Raw genomic sequence first — 20,967 nt, 5'->3', positions numbered from 1 at the left:
AGTGCAAGTGGCTCTATCTTTTGTCTGCTATTTGTCGGGTATCGTTATTAATATTTAGAAAAGAGGTAAAACTATGCTTTTGTCAGAAGCAGCACATCTGCTGATCACGTCTCAGGTGCTAGGTGATGTTCACACAAAAATATCCGGTATGGAGATTGATTCTCGCAAAGTGAAGTCAGGTGATCTGTTTATCTGTCTGCCTGGTTTTACAGTCGATGGACATGATTATGCAGCTCAAGCGATTCAAAAAGGGGCTATTGCTCTAGTCGTAGAACGTCGACTGGAACTGGACATTCCTCAATTGCTAGTCAGTAGTTGTCGTCATGCTATGGTTGTATTATCCGACCATTTTTATAATCATCCAAGTAGAGCACTAACGATGATAGGAATTACAGGGACTAATGGCAAAACCACAACTTCTTATCTGATTGAGCGTATTATGAATGATGCTCATATCAATACAGGGTTAATTGGAACGATAGAAATGCGTTATAACGGCAAAGCTACACCTATGCCTCGTACAACACCAGAAGCATTAGAATTGCAACGTTTGTTACATGAAATGGTGCAATCACATGTGAAAAGTTGTGTAATGGAAGTATCTTCTCACGCTCTAGAGCAAGGTAGAGTCAAAGGGACTGATTACCGTACAGCTATTTTTACTAATATAAGTCAAGACCATCTGGATTATCATGAGACGATGGAAGAGTACATTGCAGCCAAAGGGCTGTTTTTTGCACGTTTGGGGAACCGTTATGAAATAGACCCTGCAAAGCGTAAATATGCGGTGTTGAATAACGATGATCCTGCCGCTGAGTATTTCCGTAAAATTACAGCAGCAGATGTGATTACATATGGAGTCGATCATCCTGCCGATGTACATGCGTCAGAGATCCGAATTACATCTCAAGGTACGACGTTCCAATTGGATACATTTAAAGGCAACACAGAGATGACTCTGAAAATGGTCGGTAAATTCAATGTCTATAATGCTCTAGCTGCGATCACAGCCGCTCTGATCGAAGATATATCGTTAGAACAGATTAAGCTGAGTCTAGAACAGATTGCTGGTGTAGATGGACGTGTAGAGTCTGTAGATGAAGGTCAGCCTTTCGCAGTGATCGTAGATTACGCTCATACACCGGATGGATTAGACAATGTGTTGCGTACTATCAATGAATTTGCAGAAGGTAAGATTATTACTGTCTTTGGTTGTGGTGGTGATCGTGATCGTACCAAACGTCCTTTGATGGGACAGATTGCTGCTAAATATAGTGATTATGTATGGATCACTTCAGACAATCCGCGTACAGAAGATCCAGCAGCGATTCTTGAAGATATTCAAAAAGGACTACAAGAACATCATGTGGCTACAGAAAAATATGAATGTATGATTGATCGCAAGCAAGCGATAGAAAAAGCGGTTGAAATGGCGATGCCAGGAGATGTAGTATTGATTGCGGGCAAAGGTCATGAGACATACCAGATTATCGGTCAACAAACATTAGATTTTGATGATCGCCTGGTAGCCAAAGAAGCGATAAGGGGTCTTAACAAGTGATAAATACAACACTCGGTCAAATAGCCGATATATGTGGTGGACAACTTCAAGGTTCATCAGATACCTGTTTAGAAGGCGTTAGTATTAACTCCCGCCAGTTGGTTCAAGGCGGATTATTTGTTCCTATTGTCGGTGAAAAATTTGATGGACATGAATTTGTGACATCTGCGTTGACAGAAGGAGCATTAGGTTCATTATGGCAAGAAGATCATGGCACTCCACCGTCTGGAAATATTGTGATCGTGAAGGACACGCTACAAGCACTACAACAGCTTGCAGAAGCTTACGTACAACAAACAGGTGTTAAAGTAGTAGGTATTACTGGATCTAATGGCAAAACAACCACTAAAGATATCGTTTATGCTTTGCTTGCAGAAGCATACCGTGTTCATAAAACAGAAGGAAATTTCAATAATCATATTGGACTCCCTTTAACCATACTAGCTATGCCTAAAGACACCGAAATCTTAATTTTGGAAATGGGTATGAGTGGACGTGGCGAGATTGAGTTGCTATCGAATATCGCTCATCCAGAGACAACGATTATTACCAATATCGGTGAATCGCATCTTCAACAGTTAGGAAGTCGAGAAGAAATCGCTCGTGCTAAATTAGAGATTGTCAGTGGACTACGTGCAGATGGACTGCTTGTGTATTTGGGTGATGAACCTTTACTCAAACAAATTCTGTCAGAATCAGCATTTGAGCAAAAAGAAATGAAAAAAATAACATTTGGACTGGATCATACTAATAATGTATATCCAACAGGTGTCATGTTTCAGGGGAAAAGTACTGTTTTCACAACAAATAGTGAATCTGATGAAGCATGGACATTACCTTTACTAGGCATGCATAATGTGATCAATGCTTTAGCTGCAATCACTATAGCTCAATATTATCAAGTCACTTCTGAACAGATTCGTGAAGGCTTATCCAAGCTACAACTGACAGGGATGAGAATTGAAATCATTCAGGGACGTAATGGTATAACATTGTTAAATGATGCTTATAACGCTAGCCCGACTTCAATGAAAGCTGCAATCGATGTACTGGGCAATCTTAAAGGGTATCAGCGTAAAATTGCAGTACTTGGAGATATGTTAGAGTTAGGCGAAGACGAAGCGATCTATCATCAAGAAGTAGGTCAATATATTGATGGACAAGCAGATATTTTGTTTACGTATGGTCAGCTTGGACAACAGATTGCCGAAGGGGCAGCTAAAGTATTAGAAGCTTCTCAGATTCATTCTTATCTGTCAAAGCAAGAACTGATCAACGATTTGTTACAAATAGCACAGGACAAAGATGCTATTTTGTTCAAAGCATCTCGTGGCATGAAGTTAGAAGAGGTCGTACAGGCGCTGATGCCTGATTCAACAAGTAACGCAAAGGCGCTGGAGGAGTAAAACGACATGGATTTTCGAATATTATTTTTAACAGCAGGAGTTTCATTTGTATTAGCAGTTATTGCTGCACCGCTTCTGATCCCGGTATTACGCCGTATGAAGTTTGGACAGCAAGTACGTGATGACGGGCCACAGAGTCATTTGAAAAAAGCAGGCACGCCGACTATGGGCGGTATTATTATTATGATTGCTTTTACATTAGCGTACGTGAAATTTTCTGTAGTGGATACGAACTTTTGGGTGTTATTGGTAGCCACACTCGGATTCGGATTAGTTGGATTTTTGGATGATTTTATCAAAATCGGCTTGAAGCGTTCACTTGGATTAACAGCGAAGCAGAAGTTGTTTGGACAGTTGTTATTTTCTGCAATTGTTTGTTATATTTTGATCCAAAGTGGACACAGTACAGCATTAGGTATTCCAGCGACATCGTTCTCATTTGATTGGGGTCCTTGGTTCTACTATCCATTTATCGTTATTATGTTGCTGGCAATTAGTAATGCAGTTAACTTTACAGATGGATTAGACGGATTGTTATCAGGTGTAAGTGCAATCGCATTTGCTGCATATGCAGTGGTAGCTGTTCAAGCAACTTCACCTGCGGCGGCTGTATGTGCAGCAGCCATGATCGGTGCTGTAATTGGATTCCTAATTTTTAATATGCATCCGGCTAAAGTATTTATGGGTGATATGGGTTCTTTAGGAATCGGTGGAGCTATTGGTGGTATAGCGATTGTAACCAAAAGCGAATTGCTATTTTTAATTATCGGAGCTGTTTTTGTTATTGAACTGCTATCTGTTGTGATACAAGTGGTATCCTACAAAACAAGAAACGGTAAGCGAGTCTTTAAAATGGCGCCTATTCATCATCATTTTGAATTGTCAGGTTGGTCAGAATGGCGCGTCGTGACTACATTCTGGGCAGTTAGTCTAGTATTAGCTGTAATCGGCATCTACTTGAGCAAGGGGTTGTAATATATGAATGATCCTGAGACATATCGGGGACAAGAAGTCATCGTTATCGGATTAGCGAGAAGCGGTGTAGAAGCAGCCAAAGCTTTGCATCGTCTAGGAGCGATCGTAACTGTTAATGATTTGAAACCAAGAGAACAATCACCAGAAGCAGCAGAATTAGAAGCGTTGGATATTCAAGTGATTTGTGGAGGACACCCAGAAGGATTGATTCATTCAGGTATCACTTTAATGGTCAAAAATCCAGGGATTCCGTATACAGCTCCTCCGATCAAGCAAGCGCTAGATCTAGGCATAGAAGTGATTACCGAAGTGGAATTAGCTTATCGTATTTCGGATGTGCCTATGATTGGGATTACAGGCTCAAACGGCAAAACAACGACAACAACATGGGTCGGTAAAATGCTTGAAGATAATCAATTACATCCTATTGTAGGTGGGAATATTGGAATTCCTTTATGTGAAGCTGTAAGTGAAGCTCAGCCAGAGAACTGGATCGTAGCCGAATTAAGTAGCTTTCAATTAAAAGGAACGACTGATTTCAATCCCAAAATTGCTTGTTTGTTGAATGTAGCTGAGACGCATTTGGATTATCATGGTTCAATGGATGATTATGTGTCTTCTAAACGTAAGATTTTTGCAAATCAAGGCAAAGAAGATACAGCCATCATTAACTGGGATGACAGTTACTGTCGTAGCCTTGTGCCTTATATCCAAGCAGGTACTTTGATTCCATTTTCCATTACAGAAAATCTAGGCAATTATATAACAGCAGCGAAACAGGCATCATCAATGGATTCATCATTAACAGCAGGATTGTATGTATCTCCTGCTTATATTCCAGAAATGGAAGATGATTTACCACGTACGATGATGTATTGTGATCAAGATGGAGAAGTAGCTATTTTGCCTGTTAGTGAACTGGGTATCAAAGGTCGTTATAATATCGAAAATGCGTTAGCTGCTTGTGCAATAGCAATTGCTGCGGGTTGTCTACCGCAAAATCTTGCAGATTCACTACGTGATTTTCGTGGCGTGGAACATCGCTTAGAATATGTACAGGATCACAATCAGGTACAGTATTATAATAATTCCAAAGCAACCAATGCAAAAGCGACCATGATGGCATTATCTGCGTTTCAAGATAAAGGTATTGTCTTAATTGCGGGTGGACTGGATCGTGGTTCTGATTATATGGATTTGCTACCTGTATTTCAGCAACAAGTTAAAGCATTAGTGGTGTTAGGACAGACTCGCTACAAATTAGCTAAAGTTGCAGAACTGGCAGGTATTAGCCAAGTGAAGATTATCGAAGAATCAGAGCAAGCTAACTTAGCTATCAAGCAAGCTGTAGAACAAGCAGCAGCGCTTGCTGAAGCAGAGGATATTGTCTTATTGTCTCCTGCCTGTGCAAGTTGGGATATGTTCTCTTCGTATGAAGAACGTGGAAATGCGTTTAAAGAAGCAGTACATCAATTATAGAATGGATTGTATAGACTAGCTTAAATAAGGCTTCTCCTTTACAATAGGTCATTCAGTAAATTAACTTACGAACTTAAATAATGAAATTTGAATCAAGGAGGTGATTTATCATGCGGGTCGTATTGACCGGCGGAGGTACAGGTGGTCATATCTATCCAGCACTTGCGATTGCTCAGCAATGTGAGACCGAAGGATTAGATGCGGAATTTTTGTATATCGGTGGCAAAAGAGGATTGGAAAATAAGATTGTGCCTGAAGAAAAAATCCCTTTTGAAAGTATTGATATTACCGGTTTTAGACGTAAATTATTTTCGTTAGAAAATATTAAAACGATAAATCGCTTCATTCAGGGTGTGAAAACTTCAAAACAGCTACTTAAAAAATTTAAGCCTGATGTTGTTATTGGAACAGGTGGCTATGTATGTGGGCCAGTAGTTTATGCAGCAGCTAAGCTTAAAATCCCAACGATTGTACATGAACAAAATGCGATTCCAGGATTAACGAATCAATTTTTGAGTGGATATGCAAGTACAGTAGCTGTCAGTTTTCAAGATTCAGTGAATCGATTTCCACGTTCAAAGCATGTGATGTTTACAGGGAATCCAAGAGCCACGATGGTGCAAAATGCCAATCGTGAACGTGGACTTGCTTCCTTGGGTCTACCTGCTGATGCACAGATCGTATTAGTCGTTGGAGGTAGTCGAGGTGCTAGAGCATTGGTCGAAGCCATGGTTCAGATTGCACCTTTACTCAAGCAAAACAATTCATCGATGCATTATGTATTTGTAACCGGTGAGATGTATTATGAAGAAATTCGCGAACGGATTCGGGATGCGGTAGGATCATTTCCTTATTATCTTCACGTACTTCCTTATATTCCGAATATGCCAGAAGTGCTAGCGGCTACTTCGCTATTAGTAGGACGTGCAGGAGCTTCTTCATTGGCTGAGGTTACATCACTAGGTACACCATCTATATTGATACCGTCACCTAACGTTACCAATAATCATCAAGAAGCCAATGCTTGGGCACTACAAAAAGCAGGTGCGGCTGAAGTATTACTAGAACGTGAGTTAACAGGAGAATCATTGTTAGCTCGAATAGACAAAGTTATGAGTGATGAAGAGGTTAGACAGAACATGTCCAAAGCAGCAACCAGCTTGGGTACACCTCAATCTGCATTTTTGATTGTTGAAGAAATGAAGCGTTTGTCAGGTGTTCTGTCCCGCTAGAAGGGGGAAGTTAACGAAATGCAGCAGTGGATGAATCTGTTATCCCAGCATGCTGTCGGTCAAGTACTTGTCAATGAACCGTTAGCAAAATATACAACATGGAGAATTGGTGGACCTGCTGATGTACTGGTTATACCTAGCAATCAAGAAGAGCTAAGTACACTGATGACTGTTCTCAAAGAACATCAGATCTCATGGACACAGTTAGGACGTGGCTCCAACCTGTTAGTCGCTGATAAAGGCATTCGTGGAGTCGTGATCAAATTAGGCGAAGGTTTTGATTATGCTACGTTTGAAGAAGATCGTATTATTGCAGGTGCTGCTCATTCCGTAGTTAAGCTTTGTATTTTAGCAGCGAAAAAAGGATTGTCTGGTCTTGAATTTGCCGGCGGTATTCCAGGTTCTGTAGGCGGTGCTGTCTATATGAATGCAGGAGCTCATGGATCAGATACCTCTAAAATTTTGCAGTCTGCTCGTATTGTTCTTCATGATGGTCAAATCGTGACATACAGTGTAGAAGACATGCAATATGCGTATCGTCATTCTATCCTGCAAGAGCAACCTGGAATCGTAGTGGAAGCTTCTTTTCAAATGAAATTAGGCGACCGTACTACAATTATGGCTGAAATGAATACACATAAAGATCGCAGACGTCTTACACAACCATTGCAGCAACCTTCAGCAGGGAGTGTTTTCCGTAATCCACCTGGAGATCACTCGGCTCGCTTGATCGAAGCAGCAGGTCTTAAAGGATATCGAATCGGTGGAGCAGAAATATCGACTCAACATGCTAACTTTATTGTCAATGTGGGACAAAGTACTGCGGCTGATGTATTAGAGTTAATCTCGCATGTGCAACAAGAAGTTGTGAAGCAGTTCGGTATAGAGCTTCAACCGGAAGTTTATCTGATGGGTGAAAAGTAAATAGAGCCGTATACAGCGATAGCTAAAGCACATTTAGGTATTCAGCATTCTGCATGATATAATGACAATGACTTTAATGAATAGAACCTAAAAAAGATTTGTGGAGATCGCTATGGTAAAGCAAAAATTAACTGTTATTCCGAATAACAAATCGACTGGCAATCGCAGACCTTCCTTTAACCCAAAAATGACTCGCAAAACGCGATTGATTATTTTATTATCGCTTATACTGATAATCGTCATCGGAATTGTATTCTGGTTCTCGCCTATTGGTAAAATATCGCAAATCACGTTTAAAGGAAATACATTCACAGCCAAAACAGATTTATTGAATGTAAGTGGATTGGCTAAGGGAAATGCCTTTTTTGGCACATCGGCAACAACAATCGAGAAAAAGCTGTTAACGATTCGTTCGATTGAAGATGCAGAAGTCATTAAGCATTTTCCAGGTCAAATTGATATTACAATCAAAGAGTATCCTGTAGTGGCATATGAACTACAAGATTCCGGAGAACTAACAGCTATCTTGCAAAGTGGAGCTTTAGTACGAGCCGATACACGCGGAGTTGCTGTGGAGAAGCCAGTGCTTACAGGTTGGAATGATTTCGAAGCGCAGAAAGTACAATTGTGCAAAGTATTAGGGACGATCCCTAACGAGTTGTCTTCTGATATTTCTGAGATTAGTCCATCACCAACGCCTTCTTTTCCAGACCGAATCAAAATCTATACACGTTCTCGCTTTGAAGTGATCACAAGTGTGTCACTTTTGGCTGATAAAGTAGAGTATTTAAATCAGGTTATCGAGACTCAACCACCAGGTGTGATTACGATGCTTGAAGCCGATGCATATACTCCTTTTAATCCAGAAGACGTAGCAGAACAGGAAGTTGCACCTTAGGATTTGACCGTTTGTAACTCATAAATACGAACGTTTTGTAAAATCATATCGATACAATACTTTCTGCAATGACCGAAAGATGCTAGAATGAAAGTTGTAGATATTAAAGTTTTGTAAACTTTTAAAAATTTATGATGAAAATAGCTGACCTGATCCTTTTTTCTTCAACCTTTTTATAATGCAAACCAGTGTTCAAAAAGTTTGGAGAAAAAAGAGGGAAAGCATAGGTAATGTTGAATATTAATGTAGAGAGCAATTTTGGGAACCAATTTATTTCGGAAATTCAATTTCCAACACATAATGGTGTTATTCTTAAGGATTTAGATACATCATTTTTATTACAGGATAGCGGGAGGTGCCTAGGGCTTGAGCAACAATGACATCATTGTTAGTTTGGACATCGGTACATCCAAAGTTCGTGCTATTATCGGGGAAATCAACAATGGAACCTTTAATATTATTGGAGTTGGATCTGCCGACTCGGAAGGAATTCGTAAAGGTGCGATCGTAGATATTGATCAAACTGTACAATCCATCCGTAGTGCTGTTGATCATGCCGAGCGTATGGTCGGCATTCAGATATCTGAAGTTATCGTTGGTATTTCAGGCAATCATATCGGACTTCAAACGAGCCACGGAGTAGTTGCCGTATCCAATGAAGATCGTGAGATTGGTGAAGAAGATATCGAACGTGTATTAAAAGCGGCAGAAGTAATCGCTCTGCCACCAGAACGGGAAATTATTGACGTTGTTGCTAAACAGTACGTGGTTGATGGGTTAGAAGGAATTCAGGACCCGCGCGGAATGATTGGTGTTCGTCTAGAAGTAGAAGCTACGATCATTACAGGAGCCAAAACTTCTATTCATAATCTTCTTCGTTGTGTAGAAAAAGCAGATCTGCGTATTAAGGATCTTGTATTAATCTCTTTAGGTGCAGGTCAATTGGCTTTGTCTAAAGATGAAAAATCAATGGGTTCGATTCTAGTGGATATCGGTGCAGGTTCATCCACGATTGCGATTTTTGAAGAAGGTTCGCTTAAAGCGACATCGACTTTGCCAATCGGGGGAGAGTTTGTCACTAATGATATTGCTTATGGACTACGTACCCTAACAGAACATGCTGAGAAAGTGAAGCTGAAGTATGGCTGTGCTTTGATAGATGATGCTGCTTCTGATGTGGTATTCAAAGTGATGCGTATTGGCAGTAACGTAGACAAAGAATTCACACAACAAGATTTAGCAGCTATTATTGAGCCTCGTGTTCAAGAAATTTTTCAACTGATTCGTCAAGAAGTCACAAGACTCGGTTATCAAGAGCTTGCTGGTGGTTATATACTCACAGGAGGTACAGTTTCAATGCCGGGCGTTTTAGAAGTCGCTCGCGAAGAACTGGCAGCTTCTGTAAGAATAGCAGTTCCTGATTATATTGGTGTACGTGATCCTGCTTATACAAGCGGGGTAGGCATTTTGTATAATGTCATCCGCAATATCCGTGGTGGTGGAAGCACGGCTGGGACTAACAAAAAAGCACCAGCACGTAACAAAACAACCTCGACCCCGGAAAGCAGTGCCAAGCCGGGCTTGATTGAACGGTTAAAAAATATGTTCAGTGAGTTTATATAAGCTAACGTTCTATTTTAAATGGGAACAAGCTATTCATGGACAACGAGGGGGAGATGGGAAAGTATGTTAGAATTTGATTTCGAAATGGAAAGCCTAGCCCAGATCAAAGTCATCGGTGTAGGTGGCGGCGGAAGCAATGCTGTTAACCGTATGATTGAGAATGGTGTTCAAGGCGTGGAATTTATAACGGTTAATACAGATGCTCAAGCATTGCATTTAGCTAAATCTGAACACAAATTGCAAATCGGTGATAAATTGACGCGCGGTTTGGGTGCAGGAGCTAATCCAGATGTAGGTAAAAAAGCAGCTGAAGAATCTCGTGACCTGATCATGAGCACTCTTAAAGGTGCTGATATGGTATTCGTTACTGCAGGTATGGGTGGCGGAACAGGAACAGGTGCTGCACCTGTTATTGCTGAGATCGCTAGAGAATGTGGCGCATTGACAGTCGGTGTAGTCACTCGTCCATTTACTTTTGAAGGACGCAAGCGTTTTTCACAAGCAGAGCTAGGTATCGAAGGATTGAAAGAAAAAGTAGATACATTGATCGTTATTCCTAATGATCGCTTGCTTGAAATTGTTGACAAAAAGACACCTATGTTAGAAGCGTTCCGTGAAGCTGATAATGTATTGCGTCAAGCTGTACAAGGTATTTCGGATCTGATCGCAGTACCAGGACTCATTAACCTTGACTTTGCCGATGTAAAAACAATCATGACTGAGCGTGGTTCAGCATTGATGGGTATTGGTGAAGCAACAGGGGAGAACCGTGCAGCAGAAGCAGCACGTAAAGCGATTATGAGTCCGTTACTTGAAACTTCCATTGAAGGTGCACGTGGTGTGATTATGAACATTACAGGCGGTAACAACCTTTCATTGTATGAAGTTAACGAAGCAGCAGAAATCGTAATTTCAGCATCAGATCCAGAAGTGAATATGATCTTTGGTGCGATTATTGATGAAGATCTGAAAGAAGAGATCAAAGTCACTGTTATCGCAACAGGATTTGAACACAAACCGGCACAACCATTGCCACCAGTACGTCGTCCGTCTCAGCCTGTCGATGAATCTACACCAGCACCAACCAACAATGTAGAAGACAAAGACAAGGCGCCGACATCGCGTCCGTACAACAATACAAATACTACACAACCTAGTGGAGATCAGTTGGATATTCCAACATTCCTACGCAATCGTTCTCGTCACAAAAACGATTAGGTACTAGCAATATAATGATTTATGCGAGGGGCTTGTTTTCTACGGAAAACAGGTCTTTTTCATTTGATTATATATTGAGTTGAATAATGGTATGATCTAAGTAAGATAAAGGTATAGGTATAGTCAAATACCTTTAAAATATTTTGTTTAATATGAGGTGTATACATGGAGAAGTTTGTAAGCCGTACGATAAGTAGCGGACCTGAATTATTTGAGTTAGATACTTCTGCATATAGTCATGGAATTACAGCAGGATTTACAGGACGCAAAGGTGGAGTCAGTCAATCGCCTTATGATTCATTTAATCTGGCTTATCATGTGAATGATCAACCAGAAGATGTGTTGCAAAATCGGAAGTTGTTATGCGATGAATTAAAGTTTGAGTATACTCACTGGGTATCGGGAGAACAGGTACATAGTAATCATATAGAGATCGTTACAGCAGAACATGCAGGTAAAGGCTGGCTTGATCGTGAGAGTGCTTTTCAAAATACAGATGGATTAATCACTAACGTACCAGGTATCTTGTTAACTTCCTTTTATGCAGATTGTGTACCGCTGTATTTTATGGATCCTGTTCGACAAGTTGTAGGGCTTGCTCATGCAGGTTGGAAAGGAACAGTAGCTAACATTGCAGGCGAAATGATTGAAACGATGAGAACGCAGTATGGGAGTGTTATATCAGATATCCATACGGCTATTGGTCCTTCTATCGGTGGAGAAAGTTATGAAGTCGATCACAAAGTCATGGATGCCGTAAACGTTTGGGAAAGCAAGTTAATGGGTAATGGTGAACAACCTCTTTATGCCCGTCCGGGCGATAATGGTAAAACTTGGCTAGACCTCAAACAATTAAATCGACAATTCATGATTTTTGCAGGAATACCTGCTGAACATATCGAAATGAGTAATTGGTGTACTTACCGTAACCACGATCTATTTTTCTCGTATCGGGCTGACGGAGGAATAACCGGCAGAATGGCGAGTTGGATAGGTATAGAAACGGAGTGAAATGCAGTTGGGATTACAAGATCGAATAGAGCATGTAGAACAGCGTATTGAAGAAGTATGTAAACGAAGTGGACGCAAGCGTGAAGAGATTCAACTTGTAGCAGTCACTAAATATGTCTCTGTTGCCAAAACGTCTCAAGTGTTAGATGCAGGGCTTTTGCATCTAGGCGAAAATCGCTGGCAAAATGCTGAAGATAAATGGAATCAATTACACGAACGTGGCGTATGGCATTTTATCGGTCATTTGCAAACGAATAAAGTCAAAGATGTGATTGGCAAATTTGAATATATTCATTCACTGGATCGCTTGTCGTTAGCAAAAGAAATACAAAAAAAAGCGAGTTCAATGGATATTCGTGTTAAAGTATTGGTACAAGTAAATATCTCTGGTGAAGAATCCAAATACGGATTGCCACCAGAACAAGTAGATTCCTTTTTTGAACAAATATCTGCCTTCTCTAATCTAGAAGTAGTAGGTTTGATGACGATGGCTCCAGAAGTAGATCATGCCGAAATGACACGTCCTGTATTCCGAGGACTTCGCGAATTAAGAGATGATATTAATAATCGTGGATTAACGAAAAATCCACTTACACATTTATCTATGGGCATGTCGGGTGATTTTGAAATTGCGATTGAAGAAGGCGCCACATTTGTGCGACTTGGCTCCATATTAGTAGGTAAAGAGGAGGATTAACGATGGGTGTAATGAATCGCTTTATGAACTTCTTAGGACTTCAAGAAGAAGAAGAAATTGTTGAGCGCGAACAGATTATGGATGATGATGAAGAACCTCGTGAAACCTCTGGCACAGAATTACGTAAGAACAATAGAGCCAGTAATGTCGTTAGTATTCATTCTCAGAAAAATGTGAAAGTGATTTTGAATGAGCCTCGTAGTTATGATGAAGCTCAAGATATTGCAGATCATTTGCGTTCTCATCGTTCAGTTATTGTCAATTTACAACGTGTTCGTATCGATCAAGCGACACGTATTATTGATTTTATGAGCGGAACCGTTTATGCACTTGGAGGCAGTATTTCAAAAATCGGGGGCAACATTTTTCTGTGTACACCGGATACCGTCGAAATTGAAGGCACTATCGCTGAAATTTTAGGCGAAGATTACGAATATAACAAGACGAGGTGACGCAATTTTGGAAACAGCTTTTGCAGTGTTAAATGCTTTATATCGAATTTATACGTATATGATCATTATTTATATTTTACTTTCTTGGTTGCCTAGCGCGCGTGAAAGTTCTTTCGGGCAAATTCTAGCACGATTAGTAGAACCTTATCTTGCTCCTTTCCGTCGCTTTATACCACCAATTATGGGAGCCATTGATATATCTCCGATTGTAGCATTATTCGTACTACAATTAGCATTTAGTGGATTAATATTTTTATTAAGAAGTCTTATCTACTAATTTAATAATGATGTAACAAAAAAATTACACTTGCTCTAAATATGAAAGGTATGAACAACATCATGCAAAGCAATATTTATCATCATTTTCATCCAGATGAGCGAGAGTTTGTGGAACGGGCTGCGGAGTGGATCGATAACGCAGCCCGTTATCATGAGCTAAAGCTGACCGATTTTTTGGATCCACGTCAGGCTTATATTCTCCATATTCTCGCTGCTCGTAATCTAGATGTGCATATCCGATTGGATGGAGGATCAGAACATTCTGAACGGAAGCGTGCTCTTATTGGACCGGATTATATGGATTTAGACAACGAAGATATGAATTTATCAGTATTATCGATCACACCAGAAGGACGCAAGTTCGCTGATCTGGAGCATGGCGATTATATGGGTTCTATTTTAGGACTGGGTATGAAACGAGGTAAGATTGGAGATATCCACGCATTGGCGGATGGTTGTCATACAGTGGTGTCGTCTGAGATTGCTTCTTATTTGCATCTAAATTTAACCCAAGTGCATCGTCTTCATGTGATGACTGAGATTTTACCGATTACCGATTTGCAAGTGGCTACTCCAGAATTGCAGTCGATGGAGCTAACCGTAGCTTCTCTACGTTTGGATGGGATAGCAAGCGATGTCTATCGGATGAGTCGTAGTAAAATTCTAGTCCCGATCAAAGCAGGACGTTGTCGTGTCAATTGGAAAGTGGAAGAAAATCCTTCGTATGCTTTGCAACAAGGCGATATGATTTCTATTCAAGGATTAGGTCGTTTTAAAGTATTAGAGATGGATGGAATTACAAAAAAAGGAAGATATCGAGTCAAAGTAGGTAAATTTGTTTGATAAAGAATAGAACACACCGGGATTAAATGTATTCTTTATACAGCAAATTTATTTATTTTGTAGTGTCTTTGGCAGGGATATATCCTTATGCGTCGAAATGAAGTATCATAGCAATAACGAGGCAATTCAACGGCCTAAACATTACAGGAGGTGTCCAACATGCCATTAACCCCGCTTGATATACATAATAAGGAATTCTCGCGTCGTTTGCGTGGTTATGATGAAGACGAAGTAAATGAATTCCTAGATCAGGTGATCAAGGATTATGAGGGAGCGATCCGTGAAAACAAAGAACTGCAAAGTCAGTTAATGTCTATTCAGGAACGTCTCGATCATTTTGCGAATCTGGAAGATACATTGAGTAAAACGATTATCGTTGCTCAAGAAGCTGCCGATGAAGTTCGTAATAATGCGAAAAAAGAAGCTCAATTGATTATTAAAGAATCCGAGAAAAATGCGGATCGTATTATCAATGAGTCATTATCCAAATCACGCAAAGTGTCGATGGAAGTAGAAGAGCTCAAAAAACAAGCTTCTATTTACCGCACACGTTTCCGTACATTGGTAGAAGCTCAATTAGAGCTACTTAGTCAAGATGGATGGGATGCTTTGGAAAATCAAACGCGTGAACTTCAACGTACAAGCAATGAACGTGATCGTGAAAGAGATCGTCTAGAAGATCGCGACCGTGACCGCGATAGAGACAGAGATCGTGAACGAGATCGCGATAATGAAGAACAGCACAATTCAGGCGATTTGTATTAAGATCAATGTTGTAAGTTGACATTTAAAGCCTAAAGCGCTATAAATATTTTATAACTTATTTCGATTTGTTCGTGTAGACGAATATAAATATGAACATCACCATTCGTTGATAGGGTCAGTACATCATACATGTGTTCACAGAGAGTTGGCGGTTGGTGCAAGCCAATGAACATCGTATGATAGAATATCCCCCTGGAGAAGCGAGGCTGAACCATAATGCAGTAAGCCGAGCCGGATTGCCAACCGTTACAGAGGCACCGCATCATTTGTGCGGATCTAAGGTGTCACTTCACCTTGTACCTAAAGGAAAACAGTATCTATAACTGGTTTTCGTTTGAGTAGGTACGATGAAGGATTGAAGTGAAACAAGGGTGGTAACGCGAGCAACCTCGTCCCTTTCTGGGATGGGGTTTTTTGATGTTTTCACAATGAATAGTTATAACGTATTAAATATCTGTAGATGGGGAAGGATGACAAAATCATGCAAAGAGTAGATGTCAAAGAAAAAGCACGTACACGTGATTTACGGATTTTAAATAAATGGAATGAGGAAAATACATTCCAACGTTCTATTCAGAATCGCGAAGGAAAACCTAACTTTGTTTTTTATGAAGGTCCACCAACAGCTAACGGTAAGCCTCATATCGGTCACGTTCTTGGACGTGTGATCAAAGATTTTGTAGGTCGTTACCAGACGATGAAAGGATACCGTGTTGTTCGTAAAGCAGGTTGGGATACGCATGGTCTTCCTGTAGAACTTGGTGTACAGAAAAAATTAGGCATCTCTCACAAACCGGAGATCGAAGAGTACGGTGTAGAGAAATTTATTCAAGAATGTAAAGCAAGTGTATTTGAATATGAGCAACAATGGCGTGATCTTACATCTGCGATTGGTTACTGGACAGATCTAGATCATCCGTATGTAACGCTTGAAAATAACTATATCGAAAGTGTATGGAACAATCTAGCGACGATTCATGACAAAGGTCTATTGTATCGTGGGCACCGTGTAAGTCCATATTGTCCTGATTGTCAGACGACACTAAGTTCTCATGAAGTGGCTCAAGGATATAAAGATGTCAAAGATTTGAGCGCAACCGCAAAATTCAAATTAGATGATAGTGGTGAATATGTTCTAGCTTGGACAACTACACCTTGGACATTACCTTCTCACGTAGCATTAGCTGTTAATCCAGATATGGATTATGTACGTGTGAGTCAAGATGGAAGCGTCTATATCGTTGCCAAAAATCTGGTAGACGATGTGATGAAAGATGGTAAAGGCGAATATGAAGTGCTTAGTACATTAAAAGGGGCAGAATTAGTAGGAAAAACCTATGCGCCGCCTTTTAACTATTTTACAGCAGAAAAAGCAAACATCATTTTAGGTGCAGATTTTGTTACCGATGCAAGTGGTACAGGTATTGTTCATATGGCGCCTGCTCATGGTGAAGATGATTATCGTGTCTGCCGTGAAAATGGAATCAGCTTTGTGAATATGGTGGATCTAGAAGGTAAATTTGTAGCAGAAGTAACTGATTTTGCAGGTCGTTTTGTTAAAGATTGTGATATTGATATCGTGCGTTTGTTGTCTGAAAAAGATCGTTTGTTCAGCAAAGAAAAATATGAGCATACGTATCCATTCTGCTGGCGTTGTGATACACCACTTTTATACTATGCAATGGACAGCTGGTTTATCCAAACGACAGCAGTCAAAGAACAACTGATCGCTAACAATAAAGAAGTAGATTGGTATCCAGGGCATATACGTGATGGACGCTTTGGTAAATTTTTGGAAGACTTAGTAGACTGGAATATCAGTCGTGATCGTTACTGGGGTACACCGCTTAACGTATGGGTCTGTGCAGAGACAGGTGAACAATTTGCACCACATAGTATCGCTGAACTTCGCGCGCGTGCGATTGGTGATGTGCCTGAAAATATTGAACTACACAAACCGTATGTAGATGCTATCAAAGTACGCAGTTCATGTGGTCAATATGAAATGATTCGTACACCTGAAGTGATCGACGTATGGTTCGATAGTGGCTCCATGCCTTTTGCTCAACAACATTATCCTTTTGAAAATCAAGATACATTCCAAGAACAGTTTCCGGCAGATATGATCTGTGAAGGTATCGATCAGACTCGTGGTTGGTTCTACAGTCTATTAGCAGTGTCTACGTTAATCACAGGCAAAGCACCTTACAAAGCTGTTATGGCGACAGGTCATGTCTTGGATGAACAAGGACAGAAAATGTCCAAGTCTAAAGGTAATGTTATTGATCCGTGGGAAGTCATTGATGAGTATGGAACAGATGCGTTTCGTTGGGCATTGTTATCCGATAGTGCACCATGGAATAGCAAACGTTTCTCTAAAGGTATTGTCGGCGAAGCGAAATCTAAAATGGTTGATACTCTTGTGAATACACATGCCTTTATGACATTGTATGCAACGATTGATGGATTCGATCCAGCAGAACATCCTTTCCAACCGTCAGCACATAAATTGGATCGTTGGATTCTATCTCGTCTGAACAGTTTAATCAAACAAGTAGAAAAAGGATTAGCTGTTAACGACTTCTTAAATGCTTCCAAAGCGATCGAAGCTTTTGTTGATGAACTCAGTAACTGGTATATCCGTCGTTCGCGTGACCGTTTCTGGGGTAGTGGTCTAACTGAAGATAAATTAGATGCTTACCGCACATTAACAGAAGTATTATTAACAACAGCCAAATTGATTGCACCATTTACACCTATGCTAGCTGAAGATATCTATCTAAACCTAAGCAGTGGTGAAAGTGTGCATATGGATGATTATCCTGTTGCCAATGAAGATCTGATCGACCTTGAGCTAGAACGTGATATGGAAACAGCTCGTCGTATTGTTGAATTAGCACGTAATGTACGTAACGAAACAGGGCTCAAAACACGTCAACCGCTATCTGAGTTGATCGTTTCATTGGACAAAGATTTTGATTTGAATAGTTATGAAGAGATCATCAAAGATGAGATCAATGTCAAAGGTATCCATACGGAGACCGATGATTCTGGATTTGTTGACTTCACTCTTAAATTAAATCTTAAAGTTGCTGGTAAGAAATACGGTAAAAACGTAGGTTTCTTGCAAAACTTCTTCAAAGGCATGGCTGTAGAAGAAACGCGTAAAGTGGTTGAAGATGGCTTCTTGCATATTCTTTCTCCAGAAGGCGAAGAATTACAAGTGACGAACGAAGAACTATTAGTTGAGAAAAAAGCGAAGTCTGGTTTTGCTTCTGCATCTGGTTATGGTCTAACGGTGGCACTCAATACAGATGTAACACCTGAACTAGAGCAAGAAGGATGGGTACGTGAGATTGTACGTGCTGTCCAAGACTATCGTAAAAAATTAGATTTACCTATCGAGAAATATGTCAATTTAACATTGTCTGTGAATGATGATCTTCGTCAAGCGATCCAAACATTTGATCATGTCCTTCGTGAAAATGTATTGGTTAATGATGTATCGTTTGCTAGAGAAGAAGGCATGGAACAAGTTGAATTAATGGGTCAAAATGTAGGTATCCGTATTTCGTAAATAACAGCTATACGAATCACACGCTAGGTTATATATTCAATACGCATGAGCATCATTGATCTACTTTTAGAGTAGTGAGATGATACTCATGCTTTTTATTATCAGGCTTCTCAATAGACGACTGATTCTAGGCTGTGCTACAATAAACAAAGCTGTGTTTAGTGGTAGTATTGGACGAAGCACATGGATAAGATATCAATAGGGTGGAGGATTATTGTGATATATTATGTGATTGCAATTATAGCGATTATTGTAGATCAGTTAACCAAATACTGGATCGCTACTGGGATGGAACGAGGAGATCAGATTTCAGTGATCGGCAATTTCTTTTTGATTACTTCCCACCGTAATCAAGGTGCTGCTTTTGGTATTTTGCAAAATCAACGCTGGTTTTTTGTCGTTGTTACTTTAATAGTCGTTGTTGCGATTATATGGTATATCCAAAAAGTAAAATCACAACCGGATAAATTATTGCCTGTTGCTTTGTCACTTGTTTTAGGTGGAGCAATTGGTAACTTTATTGATCGTGCACGTATGGGAGAAGTCGTAGACTTTTTACAATTTAACTTCGGTAGTTATACGTTTCCGATTTTCAATGTAGCCGATTCTTGTATTGTGGTTGGGGTGGCATTGATTATTATAGACGCACTGCTGGATATGAGCCGTCAGAAGAAACAAGCTGCCGGTCATGAAGAGGAGAATGTTTAGTGAGTAAGCAAGACAAATCAGAGTTAAATGAAGTTCAAGATACACAGTCGGTAGAGCAGGATATGCCTGATCTGGAACATGCTGAAGAAATCGGTGATGATGAGACAGAAGTAAACGCCGGGCAAGTGATGGAATGGACAATCGATGCTGAGGATGCCAAAACTCGTATTGATAAATACATTACAGACTTATTGCCAGAAGGTTTCTCACGTTCTCAAGTACAACAATGGATCACAGATGGCTTAGTGACTGTAGATGGCAAAGTTATTAAAGCGAATCATAAATTGATAGAAAATGAACAGGTTATCGTTCAACTGCCAAGTCTATCTACTGTAGAAATCGAAGCACAAGATATTCCGCTTGAGATCGTCTATGAAGATTCAGATGTAATCGTGATTAATAAGCCTCGTGGTATGGTTGTCCATCCTGCTGTCGGTCATTCTTCCGATACACTGGTTAATGCTTTGATGTATCATTGCAAAGACTTATCAGGGATCAATGGCGAAGTGCGTCCGGGTATCGTACATCGTATTGATAAAGATACAACAGGATTATTGATGGCTGCCAAAAATGATAAAGCTCATGCTTCATTATCAGAACAGCTCAAAAATCATACGGTTACCCGCAAATATATAGCGCTTGTTCATGGTAATGTAGATCATGATCAAGGAACAATAGATGCACCGATCGGTCGTTCTCCACAGAATCGTAAAATGTTTACGGTTACGGAGAAGAACAGCAAGCATGCAGTGACCCATTTTGTAGTGACAGAGCGTTTTGGTGATTTTACATTAGTCGAACTTCGCCTTGAGACAGGACGTACACATCAAATTCGTGTGCATATGAAATTTATCGATCATCCGCTAGTGGCAGATCCGATGTATGGACGTGTAAGAGCCAAGACATCCACACTGGATGGGCAAGCATTACATGCAGCAGTACTTGGGTTTGTTCATCCTACAACAGGTGAATATTTAGAATTCCAAGCACCGATCCCTGATGATCTTGAACAAGTGTTGTTTTCACTACGTAATCGTTAAGCCATGAATAAGTCAAAGAAGTCATTCTATCACTAGAATGGCTTCTTTTTTATGTCTACATCCTATCGACAACTAATTCAATAGAACATTGTAATGGAGCATCATGAATAAATAATGAATAAAAATCGATTAAAATGATATTTTTACTTATAATTGTGGATATTTATTCGTTTATATTGTATAATTATGATTATTAAAACGAAGTATGAGAATCCTTTTACAACTATATAATGATTTCTTCATCATCCCACGGTAAGTTGTGCGGTTGACAGTGACTCA

The 20,967-nt window shown here is 40.0% G+C and carries 17 protein-coding genes, 1 pseudogene and 1 other annotated feature; all 18 genes and pseudogenes read left to right on the top strand.

All coding sequences use genetic code 11. The annotated features are described in order from the left end of the window. Positions 1–73: 73 nt before the first annotated feature. The 18 genes and pseudogenes from PO903_RS20665 to PO903_RS20580 all read left to right on the top strand — a co-directional run bounded on the left by PO903_RS20665 (position 74) and on the right by PO903_RS20580 (position 20,688). Positions 74–1,561 (top strand): UDP-N-acetylmuramoyl-L-alanyl-D-glutamate--2,6-diaminopimelate ligase, encoded by a 1,488-nt coding sequence (locus tag PO903_RS20665; protein ID WP_273594438.1) that lies wholly within the window; start codon positions 74–76, stop codon positions 1,559–1,561. After that, positions 1,561–2,967 carry a UDP-N-acetylmuramoyl-tripeptide--D-alanyl-D-alanine ligase gene (locus tag PO903_RS20660; RefSeq protein WP_273594695.1) on the top strand — a complete coding sequence of 469 codons (1,407 nt, stop codon included), beginning with the start codon at positions 1,561–1,563 and terminating at the stop codon, positions 2,965–2,967. Before PO903_RS20665 ends, PO903_RS20660 begins: the two co-directional genes overlap by 1 nt. Positions 2,968–2,973: 6 nt before the next feature. After that, the gene (mraY, locus tag PO903_RS20655) at positions 2,974–3,942 is read left to right on the top strand and encodes a phospho-N-acetylmuramoyl-pentapeptide-transferase (protein ID WP_069328951.1); all 969 of its coding nucleotides are present in this window, start codon (positions 2,974–2,976) and stop codon (positions 3,940–3,942) included. 3 nt (positions 3,943–3,945) lie between these two features. Next, positions 3,946–5,421 (top strand): UDP-N-acetylmuramoyl-L-alanine--D-glutamate ligase, encoded by a 1,476-nt coding sequence (gene murD / locus PO903_RS20650; RefSeq protein ID WP_273594437.1) that lies wholly within the window; start codon positions 3,946–3,948, stop codon positions 5,419–5,421. A 110-nt stretch (positions 5,422–5,531) separates the two neighbouring features. Next, complete coding sequence (murG, locus tag PO903_RS20645; protein ID WP_273594436.1) at positions 5,532–6,653, top strand: undecaprenyldiphospho-muramoylpentapeptide beta-N-acetylglucosaminyltransferase; 1,122 nt, start codon at positions 5,532–5,534, stop codon at positions 6,651–6,653. 18 nt (positions 6,654–6,671) lie between these two features. Further along, entirely contained in the window at positions 6,672–7,577 is a 906-nt protein-coding gene (gene murB, locus PO903_RS20640; RefSeq protein ID WP_137220756.1) for a UDP-N-acetylmuramate dehydrogenase, read from the top strand. A gap of 112 nt (positions 7,578–7,689) precedes the next feature. Then, positions 7,690–8,475: a cell division protein FtsQ/DivIB gene (locus PO903_RS20635; protein ID WP_273594435.1), complete on the top strand. Its 786-nt coding sequence runs from the start codon at positions 7,690–7,692 to the stop codon at positions 8,473–8,475. A 366-nt stretch (positions 8,476–8,841) separates the two neighbouring features. Then, complete coding sequence (gene ftsA / locus PO903_RS20630) at positions 8,842–10,098, top strand: cell division protein FtsA (RefSeq protein WP_069328955.1); 1,257 nt, start codon at positions 8,842–8,844, stop codon at positions 10,096–10,098. Positions 10,099–10,161: 63 nt separating this feature from the next. Further along, positions 10,162–11,316: a cell division protein FtsZ gene (ftsZ, locus tag PO903_RS20625; RefSeq protein WP_069328956.1), complete on the top strand. Its 1,155-nt coding sequence runs from the start codon at positions 10,162–10,164 to the stop codon at positions 11,314–11,316. Positions 11,317–11,481: 165 nt separating this feature from the next. Next, positions 11,482–12,327, top strand: a complete 846-nt coding sequence (gene pgeF, locus PO903_RS20620; protein ID WP_273594434.1) for a peptidoglycan editing factor PgeF — start codon at positions 11,482–11,484, stop codon at positions 12,325–12,327. Positions 12,328–12,334: 7 nt separating this feature from the next. Continuing rightward, on the top strand, positions 12,335–13,024 hold the full coding sequence (locus tag PO903_RS20615) for a YggS family pyridoxal phosphate-dependent enzyme (protein ID WP_273594433.1): 690 nt from the start codon (positions 12,335–12,337) through the stop codon (positions 13,022–13,024). A gap of 2 nt (positions 13,025–13,026) precedes the next feature. Further along, positions 13,027–13,476 carry a cell division protein SepF gene (locus PO903_RS20610; RefSeq protein WP_069328958.1) on the top strand — a complete coding sequence of 150 codons (450 nt, stop codon included), beginning with the start codon at positions 13,027–13,029 and terminating at the stop codon, positions 13,474–13,476. 4 nt (positions 13,477–13,480) lie between these two features. After that, complete coding sequence (locus PO903_RS20605) at positions 13,481–13,753, top strand: YggT family protein (protein WP_371748221.1); 273 nt, start codon at positions 13,481–13,483, stop codon at positions 13,751–13,753. Between the two features lie 62 nt (positions 13,754–13,815). Then, positions 13,816–14,598, top strand: a complete 783-nt coding sequence (locus PO903_RS20600; RefSeq protein WP_069328959.1) for a YlmH family RNA-binding protein — start codon at positions 13,816–13,818, stop codon at positions 14,596–14,598. Positions 14,599–14,757: 159 nt separating this feature from the next. After that, a pseudogene (locus PO903_RS20595) lies at positions 14,758–15,261 on the top strand (DivIVA domain-containing protein); the annotation flags it as partial. 199 nt (positions 15,262–15,460) lie between these two features. Beyond that, positions 15,461–15,763 (top strand) — a binding site (T-box leader). Positions 15,764–15,844: 81 nt separating this feature from the next. Next, entirely contained in the window at positions 15,845–18,940 is a 3,096-nt protein-coding gene (gene ileS, locus PO903_RS20590; RefSeq protein ID WP_273594432.1) for an isoleucine--tRNA ligase, read from the top strand. A 216-nt stretch (positions 18,941–19,156) separates the two neighbouring features. Continuing rightward, a complete protein-coding gene (gene lspA, locus PO903_RS20585; RefSeq protein WP_137220751.1) occupies positions 19,157–19,648 on the top strand; it encodes a signal peptidase II in 492 nt (163 codons plus the stop codon). A 62-nt stretch (positions 19,649–19,710) separates the two neighbouring features. Beyond that, complete coding sequence (locus tag PO903_RS20580) at positions 19,711–20,688, top strand: RluA family pseudouridine synthase (protein ID WP_273594694.1); 978 nt, start codon at positions 19,711–19,713, stop codon at positions 20,686–20,688. The last annotated feature ends 279 nt before the right edge of the window (positions 20,689–20,967 follow it).

Origin of the sequence: Paenibacillus sp. PK4536 (assembly GCF_028594455.2) — a bacterium.
GTDB classification, from domain to species: Bacteria; Bacillota; Bacilli; order Paenibacillales; family Paenibacillaceae; genus Saccharibacillus; species Saccharibacillus nuruki.
The sequence above is the reverse complement of the archived record's forward strand: the minus strand, read 5'-3'. Positions and strand labels throughout refer to the sequence as shown.

What these genes read in the sequence shown, in the direction of transcription:
- PO903_RS20665 (WP_273594438.1), top strand. Translation starts at nt 74, where the DNA reads ATGCTTTTGTCAGAAGCAGCACATCTGCTGATCACGTCTCAGGTGCTA.
- PO903_RS20610 (WP_069328958.1), top strand. Translation starts at nt 13,027, where the DNA reads ATGGGTGTAATGAATCGCTTTATGAACTTCTTAGGACTTCAAGAAGAA.
- ileS (WP_273594432.1), top strand. Translation starts at nt 15,845, where the DNA reads ATGCAAAGAGTAGATGTCAAAGAAAAAGCACGTACACGTGATTTACGG.
- PO903_RS20600 (WP_069328959.1), top strand. Translation starts at nt 13,816, where the DNA reads ATGCAAAGCAATATTTATCATCATTTTCATCCAGATGAGCGAGAGTTT.
- murG (WP_273594436.1), top strand. Translation starts at nt 5,532, where the DNA reads ATGCGGGTCGTATTGACCGGCGGAGGTACAGGTGGTCATATCTATCCA.
- PO903_RS20635 (WP_273594435.1), top strand. Translation starts at nt 7,690, where the DNA reads ATGGTAAAGCAAAAATTAACTGTTATTCCGAATAACAAATCGACTGGC.
- murD (WP_273594437.1), top strand. Translation starts at nt 3,946, where the DNA reads ATGAATGATCCTGAGACATATCGGGGACAAGAAGTCATCGTTATCGGA.
- pgeF (WP_273594434.1), top strand. Translation starts at nt 11,482, where the DNA reads ATGGAGAAGTTTGTAAGCCGTACGATAAGTAGCGGACCTGAATTATTT.
- mraY (WP_069328951.1), top strand. Translation starts at nt 2,974, where the DNA reads ATGGATTTTCGAATATTATTTTTAACAGCAGGAGTTTCATTTGTATTA.
- PO903_RS20580 (WP_273594694.1), top strand. Translation starts at nt 19,711, where the DNA reads ATGCCTGATCTGGAACATGCTGAAGAAATCGGTGATGATGAGACAGAA.
- ftsZ (WP_069328956.1), top strand. Translation starts at nt 10,162, where the DNA reads ATGTTAGAATTTGATTTCGAAATGGAAAGCCTAGCCCAGATCAAAGTC.
- murB (WP_137220756.1), top strand. Translation starts at nt 6,672, where the DNA reads ATGCAGCAGTGGATGAATCTGTTATCCCAGCATGCTGTCGGTCAAGTA.